The organism is Candidatus Pelagibacter sp., from assembly GCF_052049675.1.
Classification (GTDB): Bacteria; Pseudomonadota; Alphaproteobacteria; order Pelagibacterales; family Pelagibacteraceae; genus Pelagibacter.
In genome coordinates this window covers 1,182,912-1,204,065 of sequence record NZ_JBNGZM010000001.1, presented here as the reverse complement: position 1 = coordinate 1,204,065, position 21,154 = coordinate 1,182,912, and the positions used below count along the sequence as shown (strand labels likewise).

At 28.1% G+C, this 21,154-nt stretch carries 23 protein-coding genes; 17 read left to right on the top strand and 6 right to left on the bottom strand.

The window, feature by feature from the left end:
• Window positions 1-150 precede the first annotated feature (150 nt).
• The 3 genes from ACTT9L_RS06515 to speB are packed head-to-tail and all read left to right on the top strand — an operon-like array spanning window position 151 to window position 3,256.
• Window positions 151-1,335, top strand: coding sequence for a type III PLP-dependent enzyme (locus tag ACTT9L_RS06515; protein ID WP_440928495.1), 1,185 nt, complete (start codon window positions 151-153; stop codon window positions 1,333-1,335).
• Window positions 1,335-2,378, top strand: coding sequence for a 1,9-bis(guanidino)-5-aza-nonane synthase (locus ACTT9L_RS06510; RefSeq protein ID WP_440928494.1), 1,044 nt, complete (start codon window positions 1,335-1,337; stop codon window positions 2,376-2,378). The genes ACTT9L_RS06515 and ACTT9L_RS06510 overlap by 1 nt, the downstream gene beginning before the upstream one ends.
• A gap of 2 nt (window positions 2,379-2,380) precedes the next feature.
• On the top strand, window positions 2,381-3,256 hold the full coding sequence (speB, locus tag ACTT9L_RS06505; RefSeq protein WP_440928493.1) for an agmatinase: 876 nt from the start codon (window positions 2,381-2,383) through the stop codon (window positions 3,254-3,256).
• On the opposite strand, the gene ACTT9L_RS06500 is transcribed toward speB, so the two are convergent.
• The 4 genes from ACTT9L_RS06500 to ACTT9L_RS06485 are packed head-to-tail and all read right to left on the bottom strand — an operon-like array spanning window position 3,253 to window position 6,785.
• Window positions 3,253-3,807, bottom strand: a complete 555-nt coding sequence (locus ACTT9L_RS06500) for a queuosine precursor transporter (protein ID WP_440928492.1) — start codon at window positions 3,805-3,807, stop codon at window positions 3,253-3,255. The genes speB and ACTT9L_RS06500 overlap by 4 nt on opposite strands.
• The gene (gene rpmB / locus ACTT9L_RS06495) at window positions 3,807-4,118 is read right to left on the bottom strand and encodes a 50S ribosomal protein L28 (RefSeq protein ID WP_440928491.1); all 312 of its coding nucleotides are present in this window, start codon (window positions 4,116-4,118) and stop codon (window positions 3,807-3,809) included. Before rpmB ends, ACTT9L_RS06500 begins: the two co-directional genes overlap by 1 nt.
• Window positions 4,119-4,170: 52 nt before the next feature.
• Window positions 4,171-5,223, bottom strand: coding sequence for a quinone-dependent dihydroorotate dehydrogenase (locus ACTT9L_RS06490; protein WP_440928490.1), 1,053 nt, complete (start codon window positions 5,221-5,223; stop codon window positions 4,171-4,173).
• The gene (locus ACTT9L_RS06485) at window positions 5,223-6,785 is read right to left on the bottom strand and encodes a lysine--tRNA ligase (RefSeq protein WP_440928489.1); all 1,563 of its coding nucleotides are present in this window, start codon (window positions 6,783-6,785) and stop codon (window positions 5,223-5,225) included. The genes ACTT9L_RS06490 and ACTT9L_RS06485 overlap by 1 nt, the downstream gene beginning before the upstream one ends.
• 91 nt (window positions 6,786-6,876) lie before the next feature.
• On the opposite strand from ACTT9L_RS06485, the gene ACTT9L_RS06480 reads away from it, so the two are divergent.
• Genes ACTT9L_RS06480 through ACTT9L_RS06470 form a run of 3 tightly spaced genes read left to right on the top strand, consistent with a single transcriptional unit; the run spans window position 6,877 to window position 10,431 of the window.
• Window positions 6,877-8,316: a TrkH family potassium uptake protein gene (locus ACTT9L_RS06480; RefSeq protein WP_440928488.1), complete on the top strand. Its 1,440-nt coding sequence runs from the start codon at window positions 6,877-6,879 to the stop codon at window positions 8,314-8,316.
• A gap of 2 nt (window positions 8,317-8,318) precedes the next feature.
• Window positions 8,319-9,695: an AmpG family muropeptide MFS transporter gene (locus ACTT9L_RS06475; RefSeq protein ID WP_440928487.1), complete on the top strand. Its 1,377-nt coding sequence runs from the start codon at window positions 8,319-8,321 to the stop codon at window positions 9,693-9,695.
• Window positions 9,685-10,431: a C40 family peptidase gene (locus tag ACTT9L_RS06470; RefSeq protein WP_440928486.1), complete on the top strand. Its 747-nt coding sequence runs from the start codon at window positions 9,685-9,687 to the stop codon at window positions 10,429-10,431. Before ACTT9L_RS06475 ends, ACTT9L_RS06470 begins: the two co-directional genes overlap by 11 nt.
• Here ACTT9L_RS06470 and ACTT9L_RS06465 read toward each other — a convergent pair.
• Both ACTT9L_RS06465 and hisC read right to left on the bottom strand, forming a co-directional pair.
• On the bottom strand, window positions 10,428-11,324 hold the full coding sequence (locus ACTT9L_RS06465; RefSeq protein ID WP_440928485.1) for a prephenate dehydrogenase: 897 nt from the start codon (window positions 11,322-11,324) through the stop codon (window positions 10,428-10,430). The genes ACTT9L_RS06470 and ACTT9L_RS06465 overlap by 4 nt on opposite strands.
• On the bottom strand, window positions 11,321-12,406 hold the full coding sequence (gene hisC, locus ACTT9L_RS06460; RefSeq protein ID WP_440928484.1) for a histidinol-phosphate transaminase: 1,086 nt from the start codon (window positions 12,404-12,406) through the stop codon (window positions 11,321-11,323). Before hisC ends, ACTT9L_RS06465 begins: the two co-directional genes overlap by 4 nt.
• A 191-nt stretch (window positions 12,407-12,597) precedes the next feature.
• Here hisC and metX point away from each other — a divergent pair, with 191 nt between their 5' ends.
• From metX to ACTT9L_RS06405, 11 genes are all read left to right on the top strand, one after another.
• On the top strand, window positions 12,598-13,713 hold the full coding sequence (gene metX, locus ACTT9L_RS06455; RefSeq protein WP_440928483.1) for a homoserine O-acetyltransferase MetX: 1,116 nt from the start codon (window positions 12,598-12,600) through the stop codon (window positions 13,711-13,713).
• A gap of 2 nt (window positions 13,714-13,715) precedes the next feature.
• A complete protein-coding gene (gene metW / locus ACTT9L_RS06450; RefSeq protein WP_440928482.1) occupies window positions 13,716-14,312 on the top strand; it encodes a methionine biosynthesis protein MetW in 597 nt (198 codons plus the stop codon).
• A 1-nt stretch (window position 14,313) separates the two neighbouring features.
• Window positions 14,314-15,033: a hydroxyacylglutathione hydrolase gene (gene gloB, locus ACTT9L_RS06445; protein WP_440928481.1), complete on the top strand. Its 720-nt coding sequence runs from the start codon at window positions 14,314-14,316 to the stop codon at window positions 15,031-15,033.
• Between the two features lie 64 nt (window positions 15,034-15,097).
• Entirely contained in the window at window positions 15,098-15,496 is a 399-nt protein-coding gene (gene rplU, locus ACTT9L_RS06440; protein WP_440928480.1) for a 50S ribosomal protein L21, read from the top strand.
• A 14-nt stretch (window positions 15,497-15,510) separates the two neighbouring features.
• On the top strand, window positions 15,511-15,765 hold the full coding sequence (gene rpmA, locus ACTT9L_RS06435) for a 50S ribosomal protein L27 (protein WP_023854670.1): 255 nt from the start codon (window positions 15,511-15,513) through the stop codon (window positions 15,763-15,765).
• Window positions 15,766-15,796: 31 nt separating this feature from the next.
• On the top strand, window positions 15,797-16,780 hold the full coding sequence (gene cgtA, locus ACTT9L_RS06430) for an Obg family GTPase CgtA (protein ID WP_440928479.1): 984 nt from the start codon (window positions 15,797-15,799) through the stop codon (window positions 16,778-16,780).
• A complete protein-coding gene (gene proB / locus ACTT9L_RS06425) occupies window positions 16,770-17,876 on the top strand; it encodes a glutamate 5-kinase (RefSeq protein ID WP_440928478.1) in 1,107 nt (368 codons plus the stop codon). The genes cgtA and proB overlap by 11 nt, the downstream gene beginning before the upstream one ends.
• Window positions 17,877-19,127, top strand: a complete 1,251-nt coding sequence (locus tag ACTT9L_RS06420) for a glutamate-5-semialdehyde dehydrogenase (protein WP_440928477.1) — start codon at window positions 17,877-17,879, stop codon at window positions 19,125-19,127.
• Entirely contained in the window at window positions 19,123-19,650 is a 528-nt protein-coding gene (gene nadD, locus ACTT9L_RS06415) for a nicotinate (nicotinamide) nucleotide adenylyltransferase (RefSeq protein WP_440928663.1), read from the top strand. The genes ACTT9L_RS06420 and nadD overlap by 5 nt, the downstream gene beginning before the upstream one ends.
• Window positions 19,651-19,667: 17 nt before the next feature.
• Complete coding sequence (gene rsfS, locus ACTT9L_RS06410) at window positions 19,668-20,018, top strand: ribosome silencing factor (RefSeq protein ID WP_075484663.1); 351 nt, start codon at window positions 19,668-19,670, stop codon at window positions 20,016-20,018.
• On the top strand, window positions 20,015-21,154 hold the full coding sequence (locus tag ACTT9L_RS06405) for a S41 family peptidase (RefSeq protein WP_440928476.1): 1,140 nt from the start codon (window positions 20,015-20,017) through the stop codon (window positions 21,152-21,154). Before rsfS ends, ACTT9L_RS06405 begins: the two co-directional genes overlap by 4 nt.

Below are 21,154 nucleotides of genomic sequence, written 5' to 3'. Positions count from 1 at the left end.
CTTCGAGATATTACAATATATGAATTTTACGCATTTCAGGCTTGAATTATTTGCTTTACTTTAGTGGTGTTTACTTTATATGCCAAAAAATATTAAAGTTTTTTTTATAAAAGACTTTTTTTTATTAAATTTTTTTTGGAGGCATTTAAAATGCAAAAATTTAAATCAGTTGAAGAATTAGTAAGTCAACTGAAACCTGAAAAACCAGTCTACTGTATAAGAAAAAATTCCATAAAATCTGCTGTTAAATTTTTCTTAAACAAATTTCCAGGTAAAGTTTTGTATGCTGTCAAAACCAATCCACACCCTGAGATAATCAAAACAATCATAGAAAGTGGAGTTGAACAATTTGATGTTGCATCAATTGAAGAGATTAAAAATATTAGAACTTTTAGTAATGCAGCTAAATGCTCTTATATGCATACTGTTAAGAGTAGAGAAAGTATTAAAGAGGCATATTTTAATTATGGTGTAAAAACTTTTTCTTTAGATACTAAAGATGAACTAATTAAAATAATTGAAAGTACAAATAACGCTAAAGATTTAGAATTATTTGTAAGAGTTGCTGTTTCAAATGAACATGCAGAAATTGATTTATCAAAAAAATTTGGTGCGTTAACGTCTGAATCAATAGGTTTATTGAGACTTGTAAAACAGCATGCTAAAAAGATTGGTTTAAGTTTTCATGTTGGCTCACAATGTATGCATCCAATTTCTTATTCAAAAGGTATTAGTGAAATTGGAAATATTATTAAAAAGACAAAAATTTTTCCAGATTATATTAATGTGGGTGGGGGTTTTCCTACAATCTATCCTGACTTAATTCCACAATCTTTAGATAATTATTTTAATGAAATAAATAAGAGTTTAGAAAATTTAAAGCTTGAAAAACTTCCAGAAATTATTTGTGAACCTGGTAGAGCTTTAGTTGCTGAAAGTGGTTCAACAGTTGTAAGGGTTAATTTAAGAAAAAAACAAAAGCTTTATATAAATGATGGTACCTATGGAACCCTTTTTGATGCAGGTACACCAAATATTGTATTTCCATCTAGAATGATTAAAGAAAATTCTAATAAAATAATTTCAAAAAAATTAACTGCTTTTGATTTTTTTGGACCAACGTGTGATAGCATGGATTATATGAAAGGTCCTTTTTTGCTTCCAAATAATATTAAAGAAAATGATTATATTGAACTTGGTCAACTTGGGGCATACGGATTGACATTTAGAACTAAGTTTAATGGCTATTACTCAAATGAAATTTACGAAGTTGAAGATAATCCAATAATGACTATGTATGATAAAGACATTAATAAAGCTAACATGGTAGCTTAATGTCGAGTCAAAAAAATCCAGGTCATAACAGTAAAAGAGATTTCTTAAAAAATCCTGTTGAGCACATCGATATAACTTCTTTCGACTCTAGAAAAATTATATCTTCAATGGAAAAAATGTCATTTGTTTCTAGAGAAACAGCAAATGCTGCTAATATTTATAACGAGATGCTTAAAGATAAAGATTGTACAATTTTCCTTACCTTAGCAGGCTCTACTTCGGCAGCTGGATGCATGAATATTTATAAAGATTTAGTTAAATATAATATGGTGGATGCAATTGTTGCAACAGGTGCTTCTATAGTAGATATGGATTTTTTTGAAGCTCTTGGTTTTAAACATTATCAAGGTTCACAATTTCAAGATGATACTGAGCTGAGGGACAACTACATAGATAGAATTTACGATACCTACATAGATGAAGAAGAGCTTCAAATGTGTGATAAAATTATATGTGAAATCGCAAATAACCTAGAGGCGAGAAGCTATACTTCAAGAGAGTTCATTTATGAAATGGGAAAATATTTAAAAAATAACTCAAAGAAAAAAGACTCTTTAATTGAAACCGCTTTTGACAATAATGTTCCTATTTTCTGCCCTGCTTTTACTGATTCGAGTGCAGGATTCGGGTTAGTTATGCATCAAGAACAAAATCCAAAAAAACATATGACAATAGACTCAGTTAGAGAATTTAGAGAACTAACAGAAATTAAAATCAAATCTAAAGGTTCTGGATTATTTATGATTGGTGGTGGTGTGCCTAAAAACTTTATTCAAGATACTGTTATTTGTGCTGAACTATTAGGAAAAGATGTAGACATGCATAAATATGCTGTTCAAATTACTGTTGCTGATAGTAGAGATGGAGCATGTAGCAGCTCCACATTAAAAGAAGCAAGTTCATGGGGAAAAGTAGATATTACAAAAGAACAGATGGTGTTTGCAGAGGCAACTAGTGTATTACCATTGATAGCAAGTGATGCTTATCATAAGGGTGAGTGGAAAAACAGAGAAAGAAAAAACTTTACAAAAATTTTTGAATAAAATTGAAATATCTATCAAATAAAAACGGGTTTTTAGGAATTGATAATAAATTTAGCTTTAAAGAAAAAGCTGTGATTGTTCCATTTGGATTAGAAAAAACAGTCAGTTATGGGGGAGGAACAAGAAATGGACCTAAAGAAATCATAAAAGCATCTCATCAAGTTGAGCTATATGATGAAGAACTTAATTGTGAACCTTATAAAAAAATAGGTATTAAAACTTTAAAACCATTTAAAATTGATAAAAATATTAAAAAAGCACTTAATAAAATTTCAAATATTAATAAAGAAATTTTAGATAAAAAGCTTTTCCCAATGACTTTAGGTGGAGAGCATTCAATAACTCCTGGGTGTATTGTTCCTTTTACTAAAAAATATAAAAATATTTGCCTCTTGCATTTTGATGCCCATGCAGATTTACGTCAAAGCTATAATGGAGAAAAATTTTCACATGCTTCAGCAATTAGAAGATGTCTAGATTATAAAAATGTTTCTTTAATTTCATTTGGGATAAGAAATATCTCAGAAAGTGAAGTACCATATTTAAAAAGAAATTCTTCAAGAATAAATATTTTTTGGGCAAAAGATAAAAAAAAATGGAATTTGTCTAAATTTAAAAAACTGATTAAAAACAAAACTGTTTATCTAACATTCGATGTAGATGGACTAGATTCAAGTATTATGCCTGCGACTGGTACACCTGAACCAGGAGGACTTTTATGGGACGAAACATTAGATATAATAAGAATTGCAGCTAAAAACTCGAAAATTGTTGGTGCAGATATTAATGAACTATCTCCAATTAAAGGATTTAATTCCTATAATTTTCTTGTTGCGAAATTAGCTTATAAAATTTTATCTTATAAATTTTTATATTAAACTTTAATTGGTTTAATAATTTTCAATAACATTCTGAATGGTATCAACATTATTATAGCAATTAAAATTTTTACTGCTAAATCTCCAAGAGATAAAGTAACCCAAGGCACCCCTGTTGCATAAAATGATATTGAGAAAAATAAAAATGTGTCGACTGTTGATCCAATCAAAGAAGAAGTAAGTGGTGCAACAAACCACTCTTTTTTTCTTAATCGATCAAAAATTTGAATGTCCAATAATTGAGCAGTAATAAATGCAACCCCTGATCCAATTGCAATTCTAACCGAGATTAAATCTGCAAAATCAGTTGAGAATAACAATGTAAATATAATTCCTATTAAAAAGCCCAAATATACAATTTGCCTTGCTAATAATTTTCCATACGACCTATTTGCTAAATCTGTTATTAAAAAAGCTATTGGGTAACTAAAAGCTCCATAAGTTAAAATCTCATTTAATCCAAAATAGTTGATTGGAAACTGAACTAAATAATTAGAAGATAGTACAACAACTCCCATCATTATTGACAGGGTGATAAATAATTTGTTCATTAAGCTGATTTAGCTACAGTTTTCCTTTTAAAAGGGGATTTAATTAAAACTACTTTTTTTAACTTTTTTAATCTAGGAGATAAATTTTTATTTTTTACAGTTTTTAAAAATTCATCAAAACTCCCTTTTTTGTCAACTGACCTTACACCTGAGTTACTTACAGTAAGTTTTAAACTTCTTCCAGTAAGCTCACTTGTAAATTTTACTTTTTTTAGGTTAGGTAAAAATCTTCTTTTAGTCTTGTTGTTAGCATGACTAACATTATGACCTTTCATTGGAATTTTACCGGTAAGTTCGCATTTTTTTGACATAATAATATTGCCTATATAAGCGGAGATATTGAAAGCGTCAAGTTTAATACATTTAAGAAACAGTTTTATTTCCAACAATTTCTGTGAAATTTTTGACACCATCTCTTATTAGTAATTCTTTTAAGTCTTTTTTAATCATGACAGCAATATTAGGTCCTTGAAATACCATGCCGGTATACAACTGAACATAATCTGCTCCTGATAAAAACTTATCATAAGCTGCTTTACCTGAGTCAACGCCGCCCACTCCAATTATTTTAATTTTGCCTTTAATTAAATTGTAGAACTTACTTATTAAAAGATTTGATTTTTTTTCAATAGGTTTTCCTGATAAACCTCCTTTTTGATGTCTCTGTATATTTTGAAGTGTTTCCCGAGAAGCTTCGGAAGTATTTGAAATTATTATTGCGCTTATTTTATTTTCTAAAAGTATTTCTGAAATTAAGTCAATTTGATTTTCACTTATATCTGGTGAAATCTTTACAGCTACAGGAATTTCAGATTTTAATTGTTTTTTTTTCTCTGAGACAGATTTTAATAACTCTTTCAATTTATTCTCTTCATGAAAATTTCTAAGATTTTCAGTATTTGGTGAAGAAATATTAATTGTAATATAATCTGCAACTTCAGAAAATTTTTCTAATCCAATTAGATAATCATCCAATCTGTCATTAGAATTTTTGTTTGGACCTACGTTTACACCTAGTACACCTAGTTTTTTATTAGATTTTATTCTGTTTAATATTGTATCTGATCCATGGTTATTAAAACCTAACCTATTAATTAATGCTTGATCTTCTACCAATCTAAACACTCTTGGTTTTTCATTCCCATATTGTTTTAATGGTGTAACCGTACCTACTTCAACAAATCCAAAACCCAACTTAAATAAGGGGTTGTATACCTCGGCATTCTTATCGAAACCTGCTGCAATACCTATGGGATTATCAAGATTTTGATTAAATATTTTTGTTTTTAAAATAGGATCATTTTTGTTTTCATCAAATATATTTGAAACTAAATTAAGTTTGAGTGATTGAATTGCTAAAAAATGTGCTCTTTCAGGATCTATTTTAAATATTAATGATCTTAAATTAGAATACATTATTTCAATTTATTAATTATCAACTCTTTTGTTTCGTTAACACCAAAAAAACTTATAAAAAAACCCATTCTAGGTCCATTTTCATCTCCAAATACCACTTCATAAATTAATTTAAACCAATCTCTTAAGTTTTCTGCATACCCATTCTCTTTACCTGTTGAATAAATTAATGTTTGTATATCTTCAGGAGACATCTGATCATTACATTGTTCTAAAGTTTTAACTAAGGCTTGTAGAGCTAATTTTTCATTTTCAGATGGATTTTTATATTTTTTTTGAGCCTTAATGACATCATTGAAATACTTGATTGCATAACCAACTAGTCCATCAAAAATTGGAAAGTTTTTTTCATGAATGTTAGATTTATATTTTTTAACAAACTTCCATAATAAATCTTTGTTATCAGCATTGCTTGTCTCAACTAAATTCAACAACATAGAAAAAGACATAATCATTTCTTCTTTTGGAATATTGCCATTATGAACATGCCAAACAGGATTCATTACCAATTGTTGTTCTGTTTGTTTTTTTGATTTTTCAATATTATCAAGATACTCATCCACAGCTTTTGGCACTATTTCATTATAAAGTTTTTTAGCTCTTTTTGGATTTTGATACATATATAAAGATAAGCTTTCAGGTGAGGCATATTTTAACCACTGGTCGATGGTAATACCATTTCCTTTAGATTTTGAAATTTTTTCACCCTTTTCATCAAGAAACAATTCATAAGCAAATCCAGATGGATGTTTTTTACCGATTAAATTTATAATTTTAGTTGATAAAATTGCACTCTCAATAAGGTCTTTTCCATACATTTCAAAATCTATATCAAGAGCATACCATCTCATTGCCCAATCAACTTTCCATTGTAATTTACAATTTCCATCCAAAATACTAGATTCTAATTTTTTACCCTTATTATCAAAAATTATTTTAGAATTTTTTTTATCAATTTCTATAACTGGAATTTCGAGAACATGACCTGTATCTGGACAAATAGGTAAAAAAGGACAGTAAGTTTGTTGACGTTCTTTACCTAAAGTTGGAAGTATAATATTCATTATACCATCATAATTTTCTAAAATAATTTTTAAAGTTGGGTTGAAAAAACCACCCTTGTATAAAGATGTTGAGCTTTTAAAGCTGTATTTAAAATTAAAACTATTTAAAAAATCTTTTAACATTTCATTATTATGTTCTCCAAAACTTGCAAATTTTTCAAATGGATCTGGAACTTGTGTTAATGGTTTATGTAGATTTTTATTTAGCAATTCCTGATTAGGAATATTATCAGGAACTTTTCTTAAACCATCCATATCATCAGAAAAAGTAATTATCTCTGCTGGTAAATCTGTAAGTTGCTTTAAAGCATTAACCATCATTGAGGTCCTTGCGACTTCTCCAAATGTTCCAATATGAGGAAGGCCACTTGGGCCATATCCTGTTTGAAGTGTAATTTTACCTTTTTTATCAATAAATGATTTTCTCTCACGAAGCATTTTTTTTGCTTCAACGAAAGGCCAAGCACTTGTTTTGTCCAAAATTTCTTTTTTAATCACGAATATATCTTTTATAAAAATCTTAAATTGGCGATTTTATTAATTCTTATAGAGTTGAAATTTATTTACCATAAAATAATGTTCTTTCAAAATGTCTAATTATAAAACTGTTTTTTTTACACTAGGAATTTTGCAAATAATTTTAGGGATCTCAATGTTCATCCCTATAATTGCTCAATTTATTTATTCAGAAATAGATTCATCATTTTTTGGTGCATCTATTGTTACTATAATTTTTGGATCATTATTTTTTCTTTCAAATCTAGACCACGACAAAAAATTAAATTTGCAACAGGCATTTTTATTAACTGCCTTGTCATGGTTAAGTATTGCTATTTTTGGCTCTTTACCATTTATATTTTCGACTATTGAACTTTCAATTACTGATGCTTTTTTTGAAAGTATGTCTGGTATTACAACAACTGGATCAACAATTATTTCTGACTTAGAGAATACACCAAAAGGTATTCTATTATGGAGAGCAATACTTCAATGGTTGGGAGGTATTGGTATAATTGTTATGGCAATTACCCTGATGCCTATAATGAATGTTGGTGGTATGCAATTATTTAAAATTTCTAGCAACGACTCATCTGAAAAAATTCTTCCTAAATCAAAAGAAATAGCTTTAAGACTTATTTATATTTATTCAGGCCTAACTGCTCTTTGTGCATTATCATATTGGGTATTTGGAATGGGAAAATTTGATAGTTTAACTCATTCTATGACTACCATAGCTACAGGTGGATTTTCTAATTATAATCAATCTATCGGATATTTTGACAGTGTTCTTATAGAAATATCTTCGATGATTTTTATAATTTTAGGAAGTATTCCATTTATTGCATATATTAAATTTATTAGTGGTAATAAAAAAATATTTTTAAACGATATTCAAATCAGAACATTTATTAAAATAATAATTATAAGCATTATTATATTATCAATTTATTTATTATTTAATAATAATGGAAACTTTAGTTTAAGATCTATTTTTTTTAATACAATTTCAATATTGACTGGAACAGGTTATGTAAATGCTGAATTTGATGGTTGGGGAAGTTTTCCTATAACAATATTTCTTGCATTAATGTTTATTGGAGGCTGTGCTGGATCAACTACTTGTGGTGTTAAAATTTTTAGAATTCAAATTCTATATTTATATATATCAAATCAATTAAAGAAAATTATATATCCTAAGGGAATATTTGTAATTAAATACGATCAAGGATCTGTTGATGATAAATTTATTGCATCAATAATTTCATTTATTTATTTTTATTTTGTTATTTTTTTTATTTTAGCTGCATTATTATCATTAACAGGTCTCGATTTTATAACTGCTATCTCTGGTGCAGCAACATCAATATCAAATGTTGGCCCAGGTTTGGGCCCTATTATCGGTCCTAATGGAGATTTTTCAGCTTTACCTGATATTTCTAAATGGATTTTAACTATAGGTATGATTTTAGGTAGACTTGAGTTGTTTGCAATATTAGTATTGTTCTTACCATCTTTTTGGAGAAATTAATTATGTCTGAAACAAAGAACCAATTATGGCTTGATTCTCTTGCAGTTTATAAAGATATTCGTATGGTAAGAATTCTTTTATTAGGTGCAATAAGTGGATTTCCATGGGTATTAATTGCAAGCAGCTTAAGTCTTTGGCTTAAAGAGGAGGGTCTTAGTAGATCAACAATTGGATGGGCAGGTTTAATTTTTGGAGTATACGCTTTCAATTACTTGTGGGCTCCCATTATAGATAGAATTCAAATTCCAATACTAACAAAAAAATTAGGTCATAGAAGAGGATGGATAGTTTTGATGCAATTAATAATTTTGTTAAGTCTTGTTGTTTGGAGTGTGATTAATCCAACTGAAAATTTGGCTTTATTAATTACTGTAGGTTTAATTATTGCTATCGCTTCAGCAACCCAAGATATAACTGTGGATGCATTAAGAATTGAACAGATAAATGAAAATGAAGGAAAATCAATGGCTGCGGGCGCAGCCATGGCTGTTGTCGGTTGGTGGACAGGTTATAAATTAGGTGGAGTTGTTGCTTTATTTACGGCAGAATTTTTTGAAAACCTAGGGGTAGCTGACTACTGGCAAGCAACTTTTTTAATTTTAGGTATTTTAATAATTTTAATGAATATTGGATTAATGTTTGTTCATGAACCCTTAGAGACAAGCAGACAAGCAAAACAGAGAGAAACAGACAAATTAATTGAAGGAAAACTTGGATCTAGCAATATTATTACAAACTTTATAGCTTATATTACTGGAACTATAGGCGGACCTATTATTAGTTTTTTTAAAAAAAATGGTTTTGCCATTGCAGCTGGAATTTTAGGATTTGTTTTCTTATTTAAGATAGGTGAGGCATTTATGGGAAGAATGTCTATTGTTTTTTATAAAGAAATTGGTTTCTCCAAAGGTCAAATTGCAATTTATTCAAAAGGTCTTGGCTGGATAACAACAGTTGTATTTACTTTGTTGGGTGGAGTAATGGCCATGAGAGCTGGAACAATTAAAACTATGTTCTTTGCTGGTGGGTTAATGGCTATAACCAATCTTTTATTTGCAGTTTTAGCATGGACTGGAAAATCAGAAATTTTATTTGCAATTGCGGTTATAGCTGATGATATCACAGCAGCTTTTGCAACTGTAGCATTTGTTGCATTTATATCATTACTAGTTGATAGAACTTATACAGCCACACAATATGCATTGCTTGCTTCAATTGGTACTGCTGGTCGTACTACTTTAGCTTCATCCTCAGGAGCTCTAGTTGACTGGTTAAATGGAGATTGGGGAACATTTTTTGTTTTAACGACTATAATGGTGATACCATCATTAATTTGTTTGTGGTTAATTAAAAACAAAATTAAAATTGGTGCAAAATAATTTTTATTTCATAGGTAATTTTTCGAATATTTATAAAAATCCTTCGAAAAGATCTGAGGTAACTTCACAAATTATACATGGTGAAAAATTTAAAATATTAGCAAAAAATAAAAATTGGATAAAAATTAAAACTTTATTTGATAATTATAAGGGTTTTATAAAAAATTCAAAATATATAGAAAAATTTAGCCCCACTTATAAAGTCAGTTCACTAAAAGCAAAAATTTATAAAAAACCTGGAATTGGAACTAACAGTTGGCTTCCACTTGCATCCAAATTATCTGTATTTAAACAAAATAAATATTACGTAAAAATTGAAAAAAACAAATGGATTAAAAAAGTAGATATTAAAAAAATAAACCATAAAGAAAATAATTTTACAAAAATATTTAAAAAATTTCTCGATGCAAAATATGTTTGGGGTGGAAAAACATTTAAAGGTATTGATTGTTCAGCTTTATTGCAAATATTTTATTGTTATAATAATTCGTTTTATCCAAGAGATACAAAAGATCAAATCAAATATTCAAAAAAAAATTTAAAAGAAAAACTATTTAAAAAAGGAGATATTATTTTTTGGAAAGGTCATGTTGCTATGTGTTTAAATTCTAAACAACTAATTCATGCTTATGGTCCAGAAAGAAAAGTAATTATTATGCCAATTACAGAAACAATTAATAGAATTGAAAAAACTACCAAACTAAAGGTAAAAAAAGTTTCTAGAATAAAATATTAATTTCTTCCAAAATCAGGCTTGTCTATATCTTGTTTTAATTTGATGATTTTAGACCTTACTTTTTTAGTCTGAATAAGTTTCTTTACTATAGACTTATTATTTTTTGAATTAATATCTTTTTTAAATTGATTTAAATTTTTAATAAATAAATCAATCGCTTTTGAAATATTATTTTTATTGTTAAAAAAAATATCTCTCCACATGATTTCATTTGATGCTGCAATCCTAGAAAAATCTCGTAATCCACCAGCACTATATTTGATAAGCTCATAATTTTGTTTTTTCTCAAAATCTTGTGCAGATTTTACCAAATTATATGCAATTAAGTGTGGTAAATGACTAGTAATAGAAAAAATTTTGTCGTGTTTTTCAGCGCTCATAACAACTACTTTTGCTCCAATTTTTTTCCAAAACTTAGTTAGAATATTTATATTATTTTTTTTAATATTTTTTTCTTTAATTATTATGCACCATCTATCAGTAAACATATTTTCTTTACCATGCTCTGGTCCACTGACCTCTGATCCAGCTATTGGATGACTTTGAATCCAATAAATACCTTTCTTTAAAAATTTATTTATAATTTTAGAAGTTTCAATTTTTGAAGAACCAATATCTGTAATCAATGTTTTCGATGGTATAAATTTATTAATTTTTAAAATAATATTTTTGTATTCACTCATTGGTGTACAAAAGATGATTAAATCAGAATTACTTGTACCTTCTTTTAATGATTTAACAATTGTTCCAGGTAATTTTAATCTTTTTATCTTAGCAATATTTAATTTTGATTTTTCATAAATAAATATTTTTTTTGCTATCTTTTTTTTGCTAATACGCCTTAATAAAGATGAACCTAATAATCCACAGCCAATAATTAAAATATTTTTCATTTTTTCAATACTTGCTTAATAACACTCATAAATTTTAAGTTTTCTTTTTTAGATCCAATAGTTAACCTTAATTTATTCTTGATATGATAACCATCTTCTGTTGATCTTAAAATAATTCCCTTATTTTTAAGTTTTTCATACAGAAATTTTGCTGAATATCTGCATTTTTCAAAATTAAGTAATAAAAAATTTGCTGAAACTGAATTTGAAAAAATATTATATGTCTCAAGAAATTTCTTAATTTTTTCAGAATATAATAAATTATGTCTAATCGATTTGTTTATGAAAGCTTTATCCTTCAGTGACACGGTGGCAGCTAATTGAGCAATACCATTTACATTAAATGGTGGTTTTATAACATTTAGCGCATCAACTATTTTTTTTGGTCCATATCCCCAACCTACTCTCAGAGAAGCTAATCCAAACATTTTAGAAAAAGTTCTAAGGATGAAAACATTGTCTTTATTTTTAAACAAATCTAACCCGGATGAATAATCTTTGTTTTTCATATATTCTGCATAGGCATCATCTATAACTAGTAAAATTTTTTTATTTAATTTCTTTCTTAATTCTAAAACTTCTTTTTTCGTTAAGTAAGTTCCTGTAGGATTATTTGGGTTAGCTATAAACACAATTTTAGTTTTTTTTGTTATTTTTTTTAAAATTTCATTTACTGAAACTTTAAAATTAATTTCTTTTGCAAATACAACTTTTGCACCTACAATTTTTGAGTAAATTCTGTACATTAAAAAACTGTACTCTGGTACCACAACCTCATCTTTTGGGTTCAAAAACAACTGACAGAGCATTTGAATAACTTCATCTGAACCAGCTCCACAAATAATTTTCTCAGAATTACATTTATAAGCTTTAGATATTGCTTTTCTTAAATTTTGAGATTTTCCATCTGGATATTTATCTAAATTCAGATTTTTATTTGATATTATTTTCTTTGCTTTAGGGCTCATACCTAAAGCAGACTCATTTGCAGAAAGCTTAATTACGTTCTTAAGTTTCTTAACTTTTGATTTACCAGGCTTATAAGCCTCAATTTTAAATTTTTTGAAATTTGGAGTTATCATTTTTTTTAATTTATGTGCTCTTTATAGATAAAATTACAAAATTTTATAGAGAATAAGAGGATTTTTTAAAAAATTGACATAATAAATAAGTTCTAGTAAAAAAATTATGCGCTGATTTAACTGAATTGCGAGCGCTTAAAAAAAACCGCTAAAATAGTTTTTTTTCTCACAATTCGAAACAGTCAAAAACTATGAATACTGAGAAAAACATAAAAACTTTAATTGTAAAGAAACCCCTAAAATTAGACTGTGGAAAGACCATAAAAGATTTTCCGATATCCTATGAAACTTATGGTTCACTTAATTCAAAAAAAGATAATGCAATATTAGTTTTTCATGCTCTAACAGGAGATCAATTTGTAACCGGAATAAACCCTGTAACTAAAAAAGAAGGTTGGTGGAGTTATGCAGTAGGTCCTGATAAAGCTATCGATACGAATAAATATTTTGTTATTTGCTCTAACGTAATTGGTGGATGTATGGGGTCATACGGACCAAGTCATAAAGATCCTGATCAAAAAATTTTTGGAACAAATTTTCCCGTTATTACAATTAATGATATGGTGAATGCTCAATATAATTTACTTGATCATTTTGGAATTGATAAACTGTTTTCTATAACTGGCGGTTCCATGGGAGGCATGCAAGTCCTTCAGTTTATTAGCAACTTTCCTGATAAATCCAAAACAGTGATACCGATAGCAACCACATCTAGTCATTCAGCTCAAAATATTGCTTTTAACGAACTAGGTAGACAAGCTATTACAGCTGATAGTAACTGGAAAGATGGGAATTATACATCAAACGATACTAATCCTGGAAAAGGATTGGCAGTAGCTAGAATGGCAGCTCATATTACTTATTTATCTAAAAAAGGTTTGCAGGAAAAATTTGGAAGAAAGTTACAAGAAAGAGAAGATCTTAAATTTGGATTTGACGCTGATTTTCAAATAGAAAGTTATTTGAGATATCAGGGATCAGTTTTCGTAGATAGATTTGATGCAAATAGTTATCTTTATATTACAAGAGCTATGGATTATTTTGATTTAGCTAAGCAATTCAATGGTAATCTTTCAGAAGCATTTATAAATACAAATGCGAAATTTTTTATAATTTCTTTTACTTCAGATTGGCTTTATCCAACCCAAGAAAACAAAGATATTGTGATTGCTTTAAACTCAATAGGAGCTGATGTTGGATTTGTAGAAATTGAATCAGATAAAGGTCACGACTCCTTTTTACTAAACGTTCCTGATTTCTTGAGTGCACTTAAAAACTTTTTAGATAAATCTTACGAAGAAAATTAATTATGAAAAATGAATTTCAGGTAATAGCAGATTTAATTGAAAAAGATAAGAAAGTCTTAGATGTAGGTTGTGCTGATGGAACTTTGATGAAATTTTTAAAGGATAATAAAAACATAAATATAAGAGGATTAGAGATTTCAAAAGAAAAAGTGCAAGAATGTATTGCTAAAGGTTTAACTGTAATTGAAGGAAATGCTGAAAAAGATTTAAAGCAGTTTCCAGACAAATCATTTGATTATGTTGTTTTAAGTCAAACCCTTCAAGCTTTTCTTAATCCTGAATTAGTTTTAGATGAACTTTTAAGAGTTGGAAAAAAGGCAATAGTTACGATTCCAAATTTTGGATACTGGAAAGTAAGATTTCATTTATTATTTAAAGGTACAATGCCAATAACAAAAACATTACCAGATGAATGGTATAACACTCCAAATTTACACATGTGCACAATCAAAGATTTTTTTCATTTTGTAAAATCAAAAGATATAAAGATTTTTAAATCACTAGCTTTAAACAATCTTAATAAATCAACAATAAATCAGAGTAATTTAGGCATTAAAAATTTATTTGCAGATCTTGGTATATTTTTGATAGAAAAATAAAATGCGTATTGAAATTATACCTTGTCTTCAAGATAACTATAGCTATTTAATAATAGACGAAAGTAACAATTCTGCGTGTATTGTAGATCCCAGTGAGGCTGAGCCAATAATAAATTTCCTAAAGAATAAAAATATAAAATTAAAATACATTCTTAATACTCATCATCACTATGATCATATTGGAGGAAATCAAGAATTAAAAAAAAAATATGGATCAGCTGTTGTAGGTTTTAAAGGAGACTCGAAAAGAATACCAGAGATAGACACATTGTTAGAAGATAATCAAATCTGGAAAGCCGAAAACTTTGAAGCTAAAATTATGCATATACCTGGACATACTTCAGGCCATATTTGTTTTAATTTTTTTAAAGAAAAAATAGTTTTTACTGGAGATACACTTTTCTCACTTGGTTGTGGAAGAATATTCGAAGGTTCTTATGAGGAAATGTTTGAATCTTTAAACAAAATTAAATTATTACCAGAAGACACAAAAATTTATTGTGGTCATGAATATACTCTTAACAATGCAAAATTTTGTAAAAAATATGATTCTGAAAACAAAGATTTACAAAAAAAAATCGAAAAAATAGAAAAATTAAGAGAAAATGGAATTCCTACGATACCCTCAACTTTAAAAGAGGAATTGGATTGTAATATATTTTTAAGAGCAAAAGATGTTAAAACCTTTTCAAAATTAAGAGATTTTAAGGATAATTTCTAATTAATTCGGCTTGACTAAAGGCTAGCTACAACTATATTGCGGTAACTTTAAATTAAATCATACTATGTCATACGCAGTAATAAAATCAGGTGGAAAACAGTATAAAGTAAAATCTGGAGAAATTCTAAAGATTGAAAAACTACCAGACTCTAAACCTGAGACTAAAATAGAGTTTAATGAAATCCTGGCGTACGGTGATGATAAATCAATTGAAATTGGAACTCCAAATGTTGAGGGCGCAAAAGTAGAGGCTGATTTAATTAAAAATAGCAAAAATAGAACTATTTTAATTTTTAAAAAAAGAAGAAGACAAAATTCAAGAAGAAAAAATGGGCATAGACAACAATATTCTATGATAAGAATTAACAAAATTTTTTCAAAAGATGGTAAAGTGTTATCAGAAGCTGAAAAAATTTCTAAAACTTCAAAAAAAGAAGAAGTTAAGGAAGCAGTAAGCAAATAGTTATTAGGTAAATTATGGCAACAAAAAAAGCAGGTGGATCATCACGAAACGGACGAGATAGTGCCGGTAGAAGACTTGGTGTAAAAAAGTATGGTGGTGAAACAGTAATTCCTGGAAACATAATTGTTAGACAAAGAGGAACTAAGATTTTTCCAGGTGAAAATGTTGGTATGGGTAAAGATCATTCAATATTTTCAGTTGTTAAAGGGAAAGTTGTTTTCAAAAAATCTAAATCAGATAGAACTTTCGTTTCTGTAAAGCCCAATTAATAGTACAACCAATTAAAATAGATGTTGTATTATGAAATTTCTCGATCAAGTTAAAATTTATATTAAAGCTGGAAACGGTGGAGATGGATCTCCTAGTTTTAGAAGAGAGAAATATGTTGAGTTTGGTGGACCAGATGGTGGGGATGGTGGAAAAGGTGGATCAATTATTTTAAAGTCAGAAGAAAATTTAAATACCCTTATTGATTATCGATATCAACAACATCACAAAGCCGAACGTGGAGAAAATGGTTCTGGTCAAAACCGAACAGGGAAAGGTGGTGAAGATTTAATTTTAAAAGTTCCTCTAGGGACACAGGTATTTGAAGAAGATAACAAAACTCTTCTTTTCGATTTTAATAAAAAAGATGAAGAATATGTTGCGGCCGCTGGTGGAAAAGGAGGTTTAGGAAACACAAGATTTAAAAGCTCTACAAATAGAGCTCCAAGAAAATTTACTAAAGGCACTATTGGAGAAGAATTTACAATATGGCTTCAATTAAAAACAATTGCTGATATTGGTATTATTGGATTGCCAAATGCAGGAAAATCAAGTTTGTTAGCAGCATTAACAAACGCAAATCCAAAAATTGCAAATTACAAATTTACAACTATTAATCCAAACCTTGGCGTGGCTTCTTACGATGATAAAGAGATTACCATTGCAGATATTCCAGGTTTAGTTGAAGGAGCTCACGAAGGTATAGGCTTAGGGATACAGTTTTTAAAACATATAGAGAGATGTAAGTCTTTACTGCACTTAATCGATGTCACCAACTTAGATCTGAATGAGTCTTATAATCAGGTGAAAAATGAATTAAAAAGCTACAGTGCAAAGTTATTAGAAAAAAAAGAACTAATTGTGCTCAATAAAATTGATTTGATTGATGAAAAAACAGTGAATGAAGTTATAGATCATTTTTCAAAGGGTAAAAATTGTGAGATTATGACAATGACAACTCTGGAAAAAAAATCTGTATCAAAAATTAAAGCAAAACTTTTGTCTTATGTATCTTAAAAACTCCAAAATAATTGTTGTCAAAATTGGATCATCTCTCCTAGTTGATCAAAATAAAAAAATTAGGAGACAATGGTTATCTAGTTTTGCAAAAGATATTAAAAAATTAAGAGATAAAAATCAAAAAGTAGTTATTGTTAGCTCTGGTGCTATAGCTTTGGGATGCAAGAAAATGAATTATAACAAAAAAAATATCAAATTAGATAAGAGTCAAGCTATTGCGTCTATTGGTCAAATAGAGCTTATGAATTTATTTTCTCAAACTTTCGCAAAATATAAAATAAATATTTCTCAGATTTTGCTTACATTAGAAGATACTGAGGAAAGAAGAAGATCTCTCAATGCGAAACGAACTTTTGATAATCTTTTTGAACTTGGTTTTATTCCTGTAGTAAATGAAAATGATACTATTGCAACGAGTGAAATAAAATATGGAGATAATGATAGATTGGCATCTAGGGTTGCGCAAATTACAAACGCAGATACCTTAATTTTATTATCTGATGTTGATGGTTTGTATACAAAAAATCCTAAGATTTTTAAGGATGCTAAACTAATAAAGAAGATTGATGACCTAAAAAAAGATCTAAAAAAAATTTATATTAAAGGCGTAAATGAATATGGAAGTGGTGGTATGCATACAAAAATTGAAGCAGCAAAAATATGTCAGCTTGCAGGTACTAGTATGGTTATTGCAAATGGATTATATTCAAATCCTATTTCAAAAATAATTGAAAAAAATAACTGTACCTGGTTCAGTCCAAAAATTTCAAAGTTAGATGCTAGAAAAAAATGGATAATAAGTTCTGTAGCGCCTAAAGGAGCTTTAATAATTGATGATGGTGCTAAAAAAGCATTAAAATCTGGAAAAAGTTTGTTGGCAGCAGGAATTAAAAAAGTTTCAGGAAAATTTAACAAAGGTGATCATATTAAAGTATTAGATAAAAAAAATAATGAATGTGCTAGAGGTTTAAGTTCCTTTACTTCTGTTGAGGTGACTAAAATTATGGGGCATCACTCTAATGAGATTGAAAAATTATTAGGCTATGTTGCAAAATCAGAAGTTATTCATAAAGATGATATGGTGGAAATTTAAATGATTAAATATATGAATTTAATTGGAAAAAAAGCTCGAAAAGCTAGTGAGTATAAAGTTACAACTGAAGTAAAAAATAAAGTCTTAAATGATTACGCGAAATTAATTAAGAATGAAAAAAAATTTATTATTAATCAAAATTCAAAAGATATTAATTACGCAAGAAAAAAAGGGTTAAAAGAGAACTTAATCAAAAGACTTCACTTAAATGAAGATAAATTAAATGGAATTATAAATTCTATTTTGAAAATAGCTAAATTAAGAGACCCTATAGACAACACTTTAGACAAATGGAAAAGACCAAATGGTTTGAATATAAAAAAAGTATCAATACCAATTGGGGTTATTGGTGTTATTTATGAAAGTAGACCAAATGTAACTTCAGATGTTGCTAGTCTTTGTTTTAAATCTGGAAATGTAGTGATTTTGAAAGGAGGCTCTGAGGCTATAAATTCAAATAAAGCTTTAGCTAAATTGTTTAGAAAAGCACTTAAAAAAAATAAAGTTGATGAAAACTTTATTCAATTTATTGATTCAAAACAAAGAAGACTTGTAGATATTATGCTTTCTAAGATGAAAAAATATATCGATGTCATCATACCTCGTGGTGGAAAAAATTTAGTTAAAAAAGTTTTAGATTTATCCGAAGTACCTATAATTGGGCACTTAGAGGGGCTTTGTCATACTTATATAGATAAAGATGCAGAATTAAAAATGGCTAAAGAAGTTGTCTATAACGCTAAATTAAGAAATACAAGTATTTGTGGTGCGACTGAAACTATTCTAATTCATAAAAATATAGTAAAAAAATTTAGTAATCCCATTTTGCAGGAACTTGAAAATAGTGGTTGTAAAATAATTGGCGATAAGATTTTCAAAAGTTATTACAATGGTCAAGTATATCCTGCAAAAGAAAAAGATTGGTCAACTGAATATTTATCATCAATTGTATCTGTTAAAGTTGTTAAAAATTCTGAAGAGGCAATTAAGCATATAAACAAATACGGAACTATGCACACTGACTCCATTATTACAAAAAATAAAAAGACAGCAAAATATTTCCTAAAAAATGTTAAAAGCTCAATTGCAATGCATAATACCTCAACACAATTTGCTGATGGCGGTGAATTTGGATTTGGTGGAGAAGTTGGAATTTCTACTAATACACTACCACCAAGAGGTCCTGTAGGTTTAAATCAATTGATTTCATATAAATATGAAATCACCAGTAATGGTAAAATAAGAAATTAAATTGAATAACACAAAAATAAAAATTGGTATATTAGGTGGATCGTTTGATCCTGCTCACAAAGGACATTTAGCAATTTCTAAGGAAGCAAAAAAAAGATTTAAACTCAAAAAAGTTATTTGGGCAATTACAAAAAAAAATCCATTTAAAATAGAGAGCAAGACATCTGTTTCTCACAGAATTAAATTTTGTAAAAAAATAATTGGTACAAATTCATTTATAAAGGTTAAATTTTATGAAAAAATTATTAAATCAAATAAAACTATAAACTTAATCAATCATTTAAAAAAAGATAAAAGCATTGAAATATATTTTTTAATGGGCGCCGACAACCTTATTAATTTTCATAAATGGCATAAATTTAAATTAATTTCACAAAAATGTAATATTCTAGTCTTTGACAGACATGGGTATAAAAAAAATTCTTTAAAATCAAAGACATTTAATCAACTTAGCAAGACCAATTTAGAGTTTATTGAGTTTAATAAAGTCAACATTTCATCTTCTCAATTAAGAAAAATTTGATAATCTAAAATCAATTAATGGACAAAATTTCAGACTTAAAAGAAATTGTAATCAACACACTAGATCTCAATAAAGCTCAAGACATTGTAACTATTGATCTTAAAGATAAAAGTTCTATGGCTGATTATATGATCATAGCAAGTGGAACTTCATCTAGACATATTCAATCTTTATCAGAACAAGTTTTAGAAAAGCTTAAAAATAACGGTGTAAAAGACTCAAAAATTGAGGGTAAAGAAAGTGGAGAATGGAAACTTGTTGATGGGATTGATTTGATTGTTCATATTTTTCACCCAGAAAAAAGAAAGTTTTATGAATTAGAGAAAATTTGGTCAGAGCTAATTCCAAAAGAAAAAGTGATGATATGAAAAAAATTAAATTTTTATTGTTAGTTTTTTTCTCTATTTTTTGCTTAAATAAAACTGTTATTTCAGCTGAAATTGATATTTATAAAAAAATTGATCTCTTCGGTGAGGTTCTAGAAAAAATTAATAAAGAATATGTTGATGAGTTCAATCAATCTGAAAGTATGGATTCTGCTATCAATGGACTTTTACAGTCCTTAGATCCTTATTCATCATACATGTCTCCTAAAATTTTTGATGAAATGCAAACAGAAACCAGCGGTGAGTTTGGCGGACTAGGAATTGAAGTTAGCATGGAGGCTGGTGTGGTAAAAGTAATTTCACCAATAGATGATACACCTGCATCCAGAGCTGGATTAAAAGCTGGTGATTACATAGTAAAAATAAATGATGTTCAGGTTCAAGGAAAATCATTAAGTGAAGCTGTTGATTTAATGAGAGGACCTGTAGGTTCTGGAATAGAGTTGACGGTAAGACGAAGAGGTGAAAGAAAAGCGTTAACATTTAATATCATAAGAGAAGTTATTCAGGTCCAATCTGTAAAATCTGAAATTATAGATGAAAATATTGGATACATCAGGCTTACTTCATTTAACGATAACAGTAGTGATCAAATAGAAAAACAAATTAAAAAACTTAAAAAAGATAAAAACTTAAATTCATTTATTTTAGATTTAAGAAATAATCCTGGAGGTCTTTTATCTCAAGCAATAAAGATTTCAGATTTTTTTCTAGAAAATGGAGAGATAGTCTCAACAAAAAGTAGAAAAAAATCTGAAAATAGAAAATGGTTTGCAAAAAAAGGTGATATTACTGATGGAAAAACATTGTTGGTTTTAATTAACTATGGTTCAGCATCTGCATCTGAAATTGTTGCTGGAGCTTTAAAGGATCACAAAAGAGCAATCATCATTGGTGAAAATAGCTTTGGCAAAGGTTCTGTCCAATCAATTATTCCTTTAAAAAATCGTGGAGCTATCAGATTAACTGTCGCAAAATATTATCTTCCTTCTGGAAAATCTATTTCTGAAGTAGGTGTTAGACCGGATATAGAAGTAAATGAAGAAGGTGATGATTTTAGAATAAAAACTGATACTGATAACCAATTAAACTACGCTATTAAGTTACTTAACGGATAA

Bases quoted from the DNA above. Each gene is read 5' to 3' on its own strand.
- metW (WP_440928482.1), top strand. From the start codon at position 13,716: ATGAAAAATGAATTTCAGGTAATAGCAGATTTAATTGAAAAAGATAAG.
- hisC (WP_440928484.1), bottom strand. From the start codon at position 12,406: ATGATAACTCCAAATTTCAAAAAATTTAAAATTGAGGCTTATAAGCCT.
- proB (WP_440928478.1), top strand. From the start codon at position 16,770: ATGTATCTTAAAAACTCCAAAATAATTGTTGTCAAAATTGGATCATCT.
- ACTT9L_RS06405 (WP_440928476.1), top strand. From the start codon at position 20,015: ATGAAAAAAATTAAATTTTTATTGTTAGTTTTTTTCTCTATTTTTTGC.
- cgtA (WP_440928479.1), top strand. From the start codon at position 15,797: ATGAAATTTCTCGATCAAGTTAAAATTTATATTAAAGCTGGAAACGGT.
- metX (WP_440928483.1), top strand. From the start codon at position 12,598: ATGAATACTGAGAAAAACATAAAAACTTTAATTGTAAAGAAACCCCTA.
- ACTT9L_RS06475 (WP_440928487.1), top strand. From the start codon at position 8,319: ATGTCTGAAACAAAGAACCAATTATGGCTTGATTCTCTTGCAGTTTAT.
- ACTT9L_RS06490 (WP_440928490.1), bottom strand. From the start codon at position 5,223: ATGTATTCTAATTTAAGATCATTAATATTTAAAATAGATCCTGAAAGA.
- ACTT9L_RS06420 (WP_440928477.1), top strand. From the start codon at position 17,877: ATGATTAAATATATGAATTTAATTGGAAAAAAAGCTCGAAAAGCTAGT.
- ACTT9L_RS06500 (WP_440928492.1), bottom strand. From the start codon at position 3,807: ATGAACAAATTATTTATCACCCTGTCAATAATGATGGGAGTTGTTGTA.
- rplU (WP_440928480.1), top strand. From the start codon at position 15,098: ATGTCATACGCAGTAATAAAATCAGGTGGAAAACAGTATAAAGTAAAA.
- rpmA (WP_023854670.1), top strand. From the start codon at position 15,511: ATGGCAACAAAAAAAGCAGGTGGATCATCACGAAACGGACGAGATAGT.
- gloB (WP_440928481.1), top strand. From the start codon at position 14,314: ATGCGTATTGAAATTATACCTTGTCTTCAAGATAACTATAGCTATTTA.
- ACTT9L_RS06510 (WP_440928494.1), top strand. From the start codon at position 1,335: ATGTCGAGTCAAAAAAATCCAGGTCATAACAGTAAAAGAGATTTCTTA.
- ACTT9L_RS06465 (WP_440928485.1), bottom strand. From the start codon at position 11,324: ATGAAAAATATTTTAATTATTGGCTGTGGATTATTAGGTTCATCTTTA.
- ACTT9L_RS06480 (WP_440928488.1), top strand. From the start codon at position 6,877: ATGTCTAATTATAAAACTGTTTTTTTTACACTAGGAATTTTGCAAATA.
- rpmB (WP_440928491.1), bottom strand. From the start codon at position 4,118: ATGTCAAAAAAATGCGAACTTACCGGTAAAATTCCAATGAAAGGTCAT.
- rsfS (WP_075484663.1), top strand. From the start codon at position 19,668: ATGGACAAAATTTCAGACTTAAAAGAAATTGTAATCAACACACTAGAT.
- ACTT9L_RS06515 (WP_440928495.1), top strand. From the start codon at position 151: ATGCAAAAATTTAAATCAGTTGAAGAATTAGTAAGTCAACTGAAACCT.